The sequence below is a fragment of the Providencia sp. PROV130 genome, from assembly GCF_028482225.1.
Classification (GTDB): Bacteria; Pseudomonadota; Gammaproteobacteria; order Enterobacterales; family Enterobacteriaceae; genus Providencia; species Providencia rettgeri.
This window is the reverse complement of record NZ_JAMPQC010000030.1, coordinates 89,554-102,407: the sequence shown is the minus strand read 5'-3', so window position 1 is coordinate 102,407 and position 12,854 is coordinate 89,554. Positions and strand designations below refer to the sequence as shown.

Annotated in this window: 6 protein-coding genes; 1 reads left to right on the top strand and 5 read right to left on the bottom strand. The window is 43.7% G+C overall.

Annotated features, from left to right (window positions below):
• The 3 genes from PSF28_RS19745 to PSF28_RS19735 all read right to left on the bottom strand — a co-directional run.
• The coding region (locus PSF28_RS19745) for an inverse autotransporter beta domain-containing protein (protein ID WP_272685525.1) at positions 1-4,983 on the bottom strand (4,983 nt) is incomplete at its 3' end.
• Between the two features lie 437 nt (positions 4,984-5,420).
• Positions 5,421-7,610: an inverse autotransporter beta domain-containing protein gene (locus tag PSF28_RS19740; protein ID WP_272685524.1), complete on the bottom strand. Its 2,190-nt coding sequence runs from the start codon at positions 7,608-7,610 to the stop codon at positions 5,421-5,423.
• Positions 7,611-7,774: 164 nt separating this feature from the next.
• A complete protein-coding gene (locus tag PSF28_RS19735; protein ID WP_272685523.1) occupies positions 7,775-10,057 on the bottom strand; it encodes an inverse autotransporter beta domain-containing protein in 2,283 nt (760 codons plus the stop codon).
• Between the two features lie 226 nt (positions 10,058-10,283).
• Between PSF28_RS19735 and rnz the strand changes: the two genes are divergently transcribed.
• Entirely contained in the window at positions 10,284-11,198 is a 915-nt protein-coding gene (gene rnz / locus PSF28_RS19730; RefSeq protein ID WP_272685522.1) for a ribonuclease Z, read from the top strand.
• 42 nt (positions 11,199-11,240) lie between these two features.
• Here the strand turns inward: rnz and deoR are convergent, their stop codons facing one another.
• Positions 11,241-12,020, bottom strand: coding sequence for a DNA-binding transcriptional repressor DeoR (gene deoR, locus PSF28_RS19725; protein WP_272685521.1), 780 nt, complete (start codon positions 12,018-12,020; stop codon positions 11,241-11,243).
• A 55-nt stretch (positions 12,021-12,075) separates the two neighbouring features.
• Entirely contained in the window at positions 12,076-12,744 is a 669-nt protein-coding gene (gene deoC, locus PSF28_RS19720) for a deoxyribose-phosphate aldolase (protein WP_272685520.1), read from the bottom strand.
• Positions 12,745-12,854 lie beyond the last annotated feature (110 nt).

Here is a 12,854-nt window from a genome sequence, read left to right as displayed (position 1 = left end):
AGTGATATCAAGGGTATCTCCTGAGTGCAGGTTAGTGGTATTGCTAGTGGTTATGTTAATGCTATCAATAACCCCTTTCTCACCTTGTTGACCAGTGCCGTTTGCGTTGTTCGGGGAAATCGGTTTTGTTGGCTCAACAGCGACGTTTTTCTTGGTGGATGATATGTTATTCACCTTTGCATGGATATCATGGTCGCCCGCGTGTAGTGCTGGCAGAGTGACGTCATAAATCCCCGGTTTCCCTTCTTTGGCGGGTAAAGAAAGTGAGTTGCCATCAATCTCAATGACGATTTCCTGCTCACCAGTTACGGCGTTACCATGGATGTCGGTCAATGATACTGTCAGGGTGCTACTTGAACCGGCGGCAGGTTGTTCTGTTTTGATGATGTCAACGTTGCTGACCTTATCTTTCCCGTTGGCATGGGCAACGTTAATCGGTTTTGCCGTGGTTTTAGTGCCATTGATTGAGGCCACTAAATCTTTCGTGTCAATTTCGGTTAGTGTGATGGTGGTGGTGTAAGAGCCATCGCCTTTATCGGCCCAGACTGGCTTACCGTTAAATCCGTCAAGGGTAATGGCATCGGTCTTGAGCCCAGTTAAACCGTTGTTGAAGGCATCGGTGATGGTCACGGTGATTTCAAGTGGATCGCCAGAGTGCAAGTTACGGGTATCGCCCGTTGTCATGGCAATATTGTTGATAACCCCTTTTTCCCCCGGTTTGCCGGTGTTATTCGGTTTAATTGGCGTTGGTGGGGTAACCACTAAGGTTGCATCAGTTGAGTGCTTACCATTCACATTGGCGCTAATATCGTGATTACCCGCTTGTAATGCAGGTAAGGTCACTTCGTAAATACCCGGCTTTCCTTCTTTTGCCGGAAGCGGATGGGATTGCCCATCAATATTGACGGTGATTTCGGTTTCCCCGACAACCGGATTGCCGTGTTTATCGGTTAACTCAACGGTTAATGTACTGTTAGAGCCCGCTGCGGGTTTTTCTGTTTTGATGATTTTTACCGTATCAACGTGAACCGTTCCGGTGGCGTTATTCACTTGCACTTCAGTCAGTGGGCTACGGGTACCATTAACGGAGGTGGTTAAATCATTGCTACCCACGTCAGTTAAGATCAAGGTGGCGGTGTAAGAGCCATCGCCATTATCTACCCAGTTTAAGGTATGACCTTTGTGCTTACCGAGATCGATATTGTCGGTATTTAACCCTGCTAAGCCATTACCAAACGCATCTGTCACGGTGACGGTGACTTCAAGGGGATTGCCGGATTCAAATCGGTGAGTGTGATCAAGTGTGATAGCCACCTTATCAATCACGCCTTTTTCGCCCTTTTGACCGATTCCGTTCGTGTTGTTCGGGGAAATCGGTTTTGGTGGCTCAACAGCGATGTTTTCTTTGTTAGATGACGTGCTATTCACACTTGCACGAATATCATGGTCGCCCGCTTGTAGTGCTGGCAGCGTGACGTCATAAACACCGGGCTTTGTTTCTTTGGCGGGTAAAGTGTGTGAGTTGCCATCAATCTCAATGACGATTTCTTGCTCACCAGTTACGGCGTTACCATGGATGTCAGTCAATGTCACTGTCAGGGTGCTACTTGAACCGGCGGCAGGTTGTTCTATTTTGATGATGTCAACGTTGCTGACCTTATCTTTCCCGCTGGCATTGCCAATTTGGACTTGTTTTTGCGAACTTGTAGAGCCATTGATGGAAGCGGTGAGGTCATTATTGCCGACTTCGGTGAGGGGTAAGGTGGTCGTGTAAGAACCATCACCGTTGTCAACCCATGCCAACGTATCGCCTTTATGCTTACCAATATCGATATTATGGGTGTTTAAGCCTGATAAGCCATTATTAAAGGCATCAGTGACAGTGACGGTGATCTCAAGTTTATCACCAGATTGTAGGCCGACGGTATTACCTGTTTTGATCTCGATTGTATCGACAACGCCTTGTTCACCCGTTTGCCCGTTACCGCTTGGATCTTTAGGTTTAATCGGTTGTGGTTTATCAACAATCAGCAACTCTTTTGGTGATTTTTCACCGTTAACGGTGACCGAAATATCATGGTTACCTGCGTGTTGCCCGTGAATAATTACGTCATAAACCCCCGGCGAGGTTTCTATCGCCGGTAACCTGTGCGCTTGGCCATCAATATTGACCGTGATTTCGGTTTCCCCGACAACCGGATTGCCATGTTTATCGGTTAATTCGAGGGTAATGGTGCTATCCATCCCAGCCGCTGGTTTCTCTGTTTTGATGATTTTGACGTTATCAACGTGAACCGTTCCGGTGGCATTATTGACAAAAACGTCAGTTTTTGAACTCGTGGTACCATTGATGGTGGCAGTGAGATCATTGTTGCCGACTTCAGTTAATGGCAAGGTGGTGGTGTACGAGCCATCACCATTATCTGTCCATGTTAGCGTGTCGCCTTTGTGCTTGCCGATATTGATATTGCCGGTATTTAAGCCTGATAACCCATTGCCAAAGGTATCGGTAATGGTCACTGTCACATCAAGGGTATCCCCTGATTGTAAACCCTGGTTCTTGTTTGGGGTGATAATGATGTTATCAATAACGCCTTTTTCCCCTTTTGGGCCTGTACCGTTCGTATTGTTTGGTGAAATTGGTTTAGGTTGCTCAACAATCAATGTTTCAGGGGAAGAGGTTTGCCCATCAACAGTGACGGTGACATTTGGCGTGCCGCTATGCTGCCCCGGTAATTTTCCTGTATAAACGCCACTACTCGGAAAGGTTTCGCTAATGGTGATTGGCGTAGGTTTACCATCGATATTGACGGTCACAGTACCATCAGCCCCCGATACAGCATTGCCATGTGCATCCGTTAATGAAATGGTAATATTGCTGTCTGTGCCAGCCTCAGCTTTCGTGAGCTCCAAAATGGTGACATGGGCTAGTTGGCCAAACACAAAATGCGTTTCTACCGTTACATTTTGTTCATTCAGTGTCGCCGTTATTTTCACAGGCCCTGCGACTTGACTTGTTACCTCAACGTCAGTGTTGCCCTGTTCATCAGTCGGGCTCAATTGTGTGGCATTGGCATTTATCGCATCAAGTTGCAGCATGGCACCTTGAATTGGGTGAGCGTGGTTGTCGGTGATATGGAATTGAATTTTATTTTTAGATTTACCATCGGCAACGGCATTATCACTCTGAATATTGAAATGATTAATATGTGCTTGCTGCGTATCGGCAATAAAGGAAAAAGCGGTTTCAATGGGGACGCCACCATTAGCGACGGCTTGGACGCGGTGTTCACCCGTGACCAGAGACGTGAACTGAACAGACGCTTCTCCTTTCATATTGGTGACAACTCGGTGCTTCTGCAGATCGTTTGATTTTACTGCCTGCATTTTTTTGAATAAATTGCTAAATGCCATGCTTGAAGATGTGGCTTTTGGTATGACGAGTTTAAGCTCTGCTGGGAGAATAAAGGTCACTGTTGAGTCTGCTGCGATGTTATTTAAGCTATCTCTGGCTGTCACTGTTAACGTGTTGATATCTAACCCATTAGCGACGGAGTTTCCTTGTTTGATGACTTCGCTGTGGTTGATTGATAACACGCCGGAGTTAGTGACTTCAACGAATGCTGTGGCTTGCGGTGAAATATTTCCTTTGCTGTCAGAGGCAGTTACTGTGAATCGGTAGAGGTTGATTTTTTTCCTCTCCTGCTCGGTCATTGCCACCTTGTAGGAGGGTAATTTGATTTTTGTCGCCACGCCATCAAGGATGATTTCTCCCCCTGCCATTAAAAATTCAGGCGCTTGTATGGTCAGTTTGTCTAACGGGTACTTGGTGTTGAGGGTATTGATAAGTGGCAATACATCGCCAGTTTTTCCTTGAATAATGGTCGGCAATGAAAGGGAAATTAGCGCTTTCTCTTGGTATTCCAATACAATATTGTTATTACGGTTAACGAAATCATAACGGCTACCCATTAAACGACGAGCATCACCCACTTTGCTTGGGTCTAGCTGCTCAGCTAGGCTTTTGCCCAATGCCCAAGTGAACTGGACTTTGGCATTAGTTTCACTTAATCCACCACTGATTTTATGTTCTGCACTTAAGGTCATCAGGGAGAACGGCGTCCAATTTACGCCAACCGTCGTGGCGAGCGGGTCTTTTTGGCGTTTATCTTTACCGAATAGGGCGACATCGTCGCCAAAATACTGCTCAAATTTAAGATTTCCGCCAATATTGGGATAAGAAGGCAACCAGCCCTCAGCCTGTAAATCCCATCCATTCGCAGGGCGGGCATTGTAGTCATGATTTAATTCAGAAGCGCTGCGCCATGCTGATGTACGTAAATAGGTATTGGCGCTCAGTTTTAAGAAATCTTGTGCGTACTCGGCCCCGAAACCTAGGCGAGAGTGGTAGCGAGATAAGTCATGATCAAAAAAGGCATTGACGCCCACCATGCTCTCTGGGGTAAAGCGACGAACCCCAATACCGTTATTGGTCTGTAATCGGCCATCAGTACGATGAATATTATGTTGGGTAAACAATAATAAGTCGGTACTGTCATACCAAGGCACTAACCAATCTAATTGGGTATTTTTAATGGATAATTTTTTATCTACGTCAACACGGAATTGGGCATTACCCGTTTTAGATAACCAACGATTTATTTCATCTGTTGCGGCGTTTGTGACCTTACTGCGAGCGAAGTCTTGTGCCATATCAGCAAGGTCTGCCGCCTTTTTCTTATCAGAGATAAAACGTGCCGCGCTTTGGCTATATTCAGCAATAAACTTCTCTGTTTTATCATCATTGCTATTGCTGAGTACAGAGTCACTCCCTAGAGTTGGAAGGTCATCAGGGGGGAGCATTTTTGCATAGCTTGGCATAACCGGCATGACGGCTGAAGACCATATTGCGGTAAAGAAGACAAAGCCATTTGAGATTTTATGTCTCAATGTTGGTTTTGTGGTTGACGTAGCGGGGTTCATTCAATTTATTCCTAGTTTCAATATTAACTTGGCTATTGTTGAATGCTTATACAGGTAAGAGCTTGTGAATTAGTTTGACTTAAACTGAAGCGGAATTTGCAAGGTGGAAAAGCGTGGAATAGGCGACTTTTATTGATAGCGCTGAAGAATAACCTCCTCGCTTACATAACGGTATTTTTTATCGGTTGGGAATTAATCTTACTTGAATAAAAACAATTTATTAGCGGATAAAAAAGCAAAACACTCACGTTAGAATAAGGTTTTTAACTGCATGAATAAAATGTGATATTGGGTGGGTAAGATAGCCAATTTCGTCGTGATGCAATAAAGCCATGAACGAGGTCAGTTGAAATAAAAATGCCCCTGTTAGGGGGCTAATTTTGAGGCTGAAAGCACAGTTAAATGAAGTCTATTTCTTACGAAAGGTGTTATCCCATTTATTGAAATAGCTGTCTTAACAAACTTAACGGTGTGCGTGTCGGTCTGTTGTACTCATTTATTGGCGATTTGAAAAGAGTTCCTGTGCTTGGCTGAATATTTATCGCAGATCCATTTCTTAGAAAGTTAACGTGTAGGGTTCGACTATCGCCATTGAGAGTCGCAATGATGCCCATGGAGCCTGCAACTAAGCTACTGACTTCTAGTTCTGTATTTCCCTGTTCATCAGTCAGCTTAGCCGAAGAGGTCACGCCATTTGGCGTGGTAAAATGAACCTGTGCGCCAGCAATGCTTTGTCGGCTATTATTCACGACATGAAGTTTAATTTTGTTTTTACTGACCCCATCTGCCACCACATTGTTTTGAACAATATCAATATTACTAATAAATGATTGGCTAATATCGGGTTTAAAGTTAAACATTTCATTAATTTCCGCCCCCTGACTCGTGTTTGCCTTTATTGCATAACTTCCAGATATAAAAGTAGTAAATTGAATGAAGGCCTCACCTTTACTGTTGGCAATGATGCTATGGGGTTGCTTCGAAACCGATTTTGCTGCCTGAGCCTTCCACATAAAATGATTAAGTAATGAATAGTATCCTATATTTTTTTGATCGCTAGATTTAAGGTTTGCAGGCAGAGTGAAGTTGACTTTTGCATTGGGTACTGGGTGACCAAGCGCATCTTTGATTACTACAGCGAATGTATTTGAGTCTTTCCCATCAGCAACAGCATTGTTTCTTTTTGCGCTATTTTCATGGGTGATGGTAAGAGTGCCTGTACTAGTCACTTCAATTAACGTTTCCGTTTGTGGTGAAACATTTCCATTGGTGTCATAAGCCGTTACGGTTAAGCGATAGAGATTGAGTTGTGGGTTTTTAACTGCGTCACTGGCAATTTTATAAGACGGCAATTTGACAGAGCTTTCTATGCCATTAAGATGAATTTCTCCCCCAGCTACTATCAATTCAGGGGCGTCTATGACCACTTTTTCGAGTGGATATTTGCTGGTTAAGTTACGGATAATCGAGAGTTCTTCTCCGGTTATACCCTGAATTACTTTCGGTAATGACAATGAAATCAAGGTTTTCTTTTGGTACTCCAACACAATATTGTTATTACGGTTAACAAAATCATAGCGGTTGCTGGAGATATGACGAGTGGTCTCTACCGCTGAAGCATCAAGATGTTGCGCTAAGCTTCTTCCAAGCAACCAATTGAACGCAACTTTTGCGCTTGTTTCATTTGCGCCATTATTGCCTATTTTATGTTCTGCATTTAGCGCGATGAGGGGAAACGGAGACCAATTGACACCGACAGTTGCCGCCATTGGGTTTTTCTGGCGCTCATTTTGACCAAATAGCGCCACATCATCGCCATAATATTGCTCCACCTTGAGATTTGCACCTAAATTAGCATACGTGGGTAACCAGCCTTCAAGTTGAATATCCCAGCCGTTCGCAGGACGTGCGTTATAATCATAGGCTAATTCGGACGCACTACGCCAAGTTGATAACCCCAGATAGCTATTCGCACTCATTCGAACATAATCTTGTGCATACTCCACACCAAACCCTAAGCGCGAATGGTAATGGGATAAATCATGATCAAAGAAAGCATTTACCCCCACCATACTATTTTGCTGGAAATGACGTAACCCAAGGCCGTTATTGGTCTGCAATCGACCATCAGTACGATGAATGCTATGTTGGGAAAATAACAACAAATCTTGTTGGTCGTACCAAGGCACTAACCAATCTAATTGAGACGTCTTAATTGACAGTTTTTTATCGAGGTTAATGTTCAACCTAGCATTCCCTGCTTGGGATAACCAATGCGTTATTTCATCAGTTGCAACATTCGCGGCTTTATGGCGTGCATAGTCTTGTGCCATCTCTGCCAAGTTTTTGGTGTTGTTTTCTGTAGCAGCAAAGTTTGCAGCATTTTGCCCATATTCCGCTAAAAAACGTTCAGTACTATCGTCCGGCTGTCTTTCTTCAAATTGAATGGCATTACTACCCAGTGTCGGTAAATCGTCTAAATGGGCGACTTGGGCATAACTTGGCATCACTGGCACAATCGTTATGGCGCAAATTGCGGTAGAGAGTACCCACGGGTTTGGTCGCTTTGGTTTCAATTTTGACGAAGGGGAGAGCATCGAACTTATTCCTGATATCAATATTAACATCGCTATTTTCAGGGCAGAAAGTGCTCAGTGCTTGTGAATTGATTGGACTTAAACGGAAAGAAAACGTGAGTTATGGAATCGTTAGGAATGGTTATTGTTATCTATTGATTCGTCAGTATTTTTATTTCCCCCTCTAAAGATGAGGGGGGAAAGTTTAAGGCGAGTTAAGGTGTCACAGGCACTGTAAATTTAGGGCTAGAATGCCCATTGATAGCAGCAATAATATCAATGTTACCCTGTGTTAATAGGGTTAAGTAGGTAACATAGTCACCATCACGTTCTTCATTCCAGCCCAATATATTGGCGTTATGGTTGCCAAGACTAATATTGTTCGGGTTTACGCCTTCAAGCGTGTTGCCAAAGGCATCGCTGAGAGTGACCGTAATGAGCACATCACCGCCAACGGTGACACTATGCGTGGATGATGTAGATATTTCGATGTTTTCGACGACACCTAACTGACCTTGAGGGCCGCTGCCATCAGAGTTAATCGCACTAATTGTCAGTGGTGGATTCACCGTTAAACGATGCTTAGCTGATGTTTTTCCATTTAAAGAGGCCGTAATGGTGTAATCCCCCGCCATTTGCCCTGCAAGTAACCCGTTATACTCACCTAAATGAACTGAACTTTCTTCAATCTCGACAGGAACTTGCTTATTGCCAATATTGACTGTGATGATCCCATCCGCGCCAGAAACGGGATTGTTATTTTCATCGATTAGCTTGAGTACAATCGCTGTCTTTTCACCTGCATAGGTTGATTGCGTGTTTAAGATCTCAATTTTTTTCAAGTTTCCACTCATAAAATAGACTGCAACGGTTTCACTGTGGCCATTAATGGTGGCGGTAATCTCACTGATACCACTTGTCATACTGGTGAGTGGCATCTCAATGATCCCTTTTTGATTGGTCACCCCTTGAGCGGAAATTTTGCCACGAGTCGCACTAAAACTGACCGTTTCCCCTGCGATGGGATTGCCTAGAGCATCAGTGATATAGGCTGAAACCATGTTGACTGCTTTACCATCGGCCAAGGCTGCTGTCTGAACGATGCTAAAATTTTGTATTAACGGTTGGCCCGTTGTTGCGGTGTTTTTGCTGGTGACTTCAATTAGGGTATTGCTGGTTGATGACGCATTACCATGAATATCATAAGCAATACCGCTTAAGCGATAGCGATTTAATTTTTCGCGTTCTGATGGTGTTGGTGCTGTCTGATAAGCGGGTAATTTTACCGTCGCATTTTGGCCCGATGAACGAATAACACCCCCCGCAGCGAGTAATTCAGGTGCATTCCAGACAATTTTCTTCAGTGGATATTGCGTTGTTATTGATTGTACCAATGGCAACTCTTGTCCGGCTTCACCTTGAATTTTTGCCGCGAGTTTCAATTGAATTGCTGTTTTCTTTCGATAATCAAGCACAATATTGTTATTGCGATTGACGAAATCAAGGCGGTTACCCGAAACACGTCGTGATCCACCGACTCTAGCAGGGTCAATTTGCTCAATGAAATTCTTATCAAATACCCAGTTAAACTGCACTTTGGCACTGGTGTCTTGTAATCCACTGCTAATCTTGTGTTCTGCACCCAAGGTGACAAGGGTAAAAGGGGTCCAATTTACCCCTAAAGTGGCTGCGGTTGGGTCTTCTTGAAGTTTATTTTTCCCCATTAGAGCAACATTATGACCGACATATTGTTCAAACTTAAGATTAGCCCCCAGTTGCGGGTAAGCCGGTAGCCATCCCTGAGCCTGTACATCCCATCCACGTGCAGGACGTGCATCATAAGCGCGAGTTTGCTCAGATGAACTACGCCATGAGGAAACGGGGAAATAGGTATTCGCACTGAGTTTTACGTAATCTTGCCAGTATTCAGCGCCAACGCCTAAGCGGGAGTGATAATGCGAAAGGTCATGGTCAAAGAATGCATTGACACCCACAGTGCTCTGCTCGTTGAAATGACGCAGGCCAACCCCATTATTGGTTTGTAGTCGCCCATCTGTATTGTGAATACTGTGTTGGGTAAATAACAGCATGTTAGCGTGTTGATACCAAGGGATCAGCCAATCAAAATGGCTATTTTTAAGTGATAATTGCTTATCAAAATTCAGACTGATTTTCACATTACCGGACTTTGATAGCCAGTAGGTAATCTCTTCTATCGCGGCGTTAGCCGCTTGATTACTGAGATAACTTTGCGCCATTTGCGAAATTTCATGGCTATTTTTTTGTTCTACGAGCCATGATGCGGCCGTTTTACTGTATTGCGCTAAGTTGCGTTCGCTGTCGTTACTTTCTAGTGTTGGGAGTGAACTACCTAAAATCGGGAGTTCATCCGGTGTTAGCATTTTTGCATCGCTGGGCAATGTTGGCATAATAGTTAATGACCAAACCGCTATCAATAAGGCTAAAGGGACGGTAAATTTCTTTTTGGAGCAAAGCATTCAATACATTCCTAGATTGGATAATCATTTCTACTATTTTGAAATAGGTGTTGTAAAAAACGCTTAGGAATTAATTGGATTAATACAGAAAAGGGATTTACTTATTGGGAAAAATTAGGAATAACCGACGTTTACTTATAATTGAAAAATAGATGAAAAAAATGAATAATTTCGCTATTGGAAAAAATCTTACCATAATAAAAACAAAAGATTAGAAGAGGGTTTTATGGAATTAACATTTCTAGGAACCAGTGCTGGAGTACCGACAAAAGAGCGAAATGTCACCAGTATGATATTAAATTTAGTCGGTATCCGTAAAAGCTACTGGTTATTTGATTGTGGCGAAGGGACACAGCACCGCATTTTAAACAGCCCATTTAAAGCGCCCAAAATTGAGAAAATTTTTATTACTCATTTGCATGGCGACCATATTTTTGGTTTACCCGGGTTGTTATGCAGCCGCTCAATGGGGGGAGCAACAGACCCATTGATTGTTTATGGGCCGAAAGGGTTAAAACAATATATTGAAACGGTACTCACCGTGAGCGTGTCTTATATGACATATCCACTGGAGATAGTGGAAATTGAAGCTGGCCAATTATTTGACGATGGAGAACTGATTGTGACGGCCTATGCCCTTGACCACCGCGTTGAGTGTTATGGTTATCGTATTGAAGAACATCCGAAACGTGGCGCATTAGATGCAGTGAAATTAGCTAATGACAATATTCCTCGTGGCCCTTGGATGCAGGCACTCAAAGCAGGGGAAACGATAGTTCTTGATGATGGACGAACAGTGAATGGCGCTGATTACCTTGGTGAGCCTATCCCCGGAAAGATTATTGCGATTTTTGGCGATACGCAACCGACAGAGCAAGCGTTGGAACTCGCAAGAAATGCCGATGTGATGATCCATGAAACGACCTTAGAAGCGGAGTTTGCACAAAAAGCCAATGAAAGAGGGCACTCGACGACGGTACAGGCAGCTGAGCTAGCTCGTGCGGCAGGGGTTAAGCGTTTCATTGCCACTCACTTGAGTGGCCGCTATACGAGTGAGGATATTCCAAAGTTACTCGCGGAATGCCAAGCTGTGTTCCCTGCGAGTGAAATTGCAGAAGATTACCTAACGGTGAAGATTTAATGTCAGCGGGCAAGATATTGTCCGCTTAATCTATTGATGATTTTAATAAATCACTTTCACAAAGCCATTACGACAATATGTCTCATACTCATCGGAAAGTTGCCTATTTGTGACTATCACATCAAATTGTGATAATTCTCCCATATTGGCGGTGGCGACTTCATCAAATAAGTTATAAGGGGCGAGTAAAATCTTACGAATAGATTTTTCCATTGCTTTTTTCTTCATGGGTAAATCATCGAGATTATAGCAAGTTACGCCAAAATTGCCGTGTACACCTGCCGCTGAAATAAACGCTTTTTTGGGATTGATTGAATCGAGTAATGAAGGCAGGGTGGGATTGTAAAATGAGTCACTTTTGGGGCGATATTCCCCACCACATAATAGCGCAGTGGCATTTTTCTTTTGGCTAAGGGCGAGAAAAACGTTATGTGAGTAACAAATGCCCGTAAAATTGATATCTTCAGGAATGAGGGAAATCAGGGTTGCCATTTCAATGCCGTTATCAAAGAAGATCACATCATCTTCGGTCACCATGCTCGCAGCAAGGTTCGGGATATATAACTCTTCCGTTTGATCGGGGGTGAAAATGTCCGCTTGCGGCTCTTGGGCCAGTAAATTAGCAGGTTGAGTAACAGAAACTATGTAGCCACCGAGGAGTGACATGGGGATGGGGCCTTCCGCATCTGCGCTCAGGTCTCGACGAATAGTCATCTCTGAAACTTCGAGTATTCTAGCTGCTTCTTTAAGATGAATGCGTCCTGAACGTTTTAAACATTCACTTAAGCGGCGAAGGCGTTCTTTTTGTTTAGTTTCTATCACCCTACAATCCTTTTTCAATACACAAAATTGGCGCGGTTGGCCCGCGCCCCATCACTTAGTAGTCACTTAGTTTGATGTTATTGCCTGTGACAATGGCAACGCTAGCACTTGCGCCAACACGGTTTGCACCCGCTTCAATCATTTTAATCGCCGTTTCACGATCACGTACACCACCGGAGGCTTTGACTCCCACTTCATCACCAACCACTTTACGCATCAGTGCCACGTGGTGTTCGGTTGCCCCCATTGTACTGAAACCTGTTGAAGTTTTCACAAAACCGACTTTAATTGTGCGGCAAATTTCACAAACTTGAGTAATTTCTTCATCCGTTAACAGGCAATTTTCTAAAATAACTTTTAATGTTGCTTTACCACAGGCAGCAAATACCGCTTCAATGTCTTTGCGAACAAAGTCTAAGTCGCCACTTTTTAGCATTCCGACGTTGATAACCATATCCACTTCATCGGCACCACGGCGCACGGCTTCTGCGGCTTCAAATGCTTTGGTTTCCGTTAAGCCTGCACCGAGTGGGAAGCCTACCACACAGCAAACCTTAACGTCGCTGTTTTTCAGGCATTCGCTGGCCAAAGGAACATAACCCGTGTTCACACACACAGATGCAAAATGATGTTCTGCCGCTTCGGCACACAATGTTTTAATATCATTAACAGTGGTATTAGCAGCAAGTAAAGTGTGATCAATATATTTTGCTAAGTCTTGCATTTTCAACTTTCCTATATAAATGTGGGATAGACAACAAAGAATGAGGAAATGTGGTAGATATAACACTTGATCATTCGTTATTCGAGATCCTAATCACAAATGATATTTTT

Coding starts and splice junctions, on each gene's coding strand:
- PSF28_RS19740 (WP_272685524.1), bottom strand. CDS start 7,610: ATGTTAATATTGATATCAGGAATAAGTTCGATGCTCTCCCCTTCGTCA.
- PSF28_RS19735 (WP_272685523.1), bottom strand. CDS start 10,057: ATGCTTTGCTCCAAAAAGAAATTTACCGTCCCTTTAGCCTTATTGATA.
- rnz (WP_272685522.1), top strand. CDS start 10,284: ATGGAATTAACATTTCTAGGAACCAGTGCTGGAGTACCGACAAAAGAG.
- deoC (WP_272685520.1), bottom strand. CDS start 12,744: ATGCAAGACTTAGCAAAATATATTGATCACACTTTACTTGCTGCTAAT.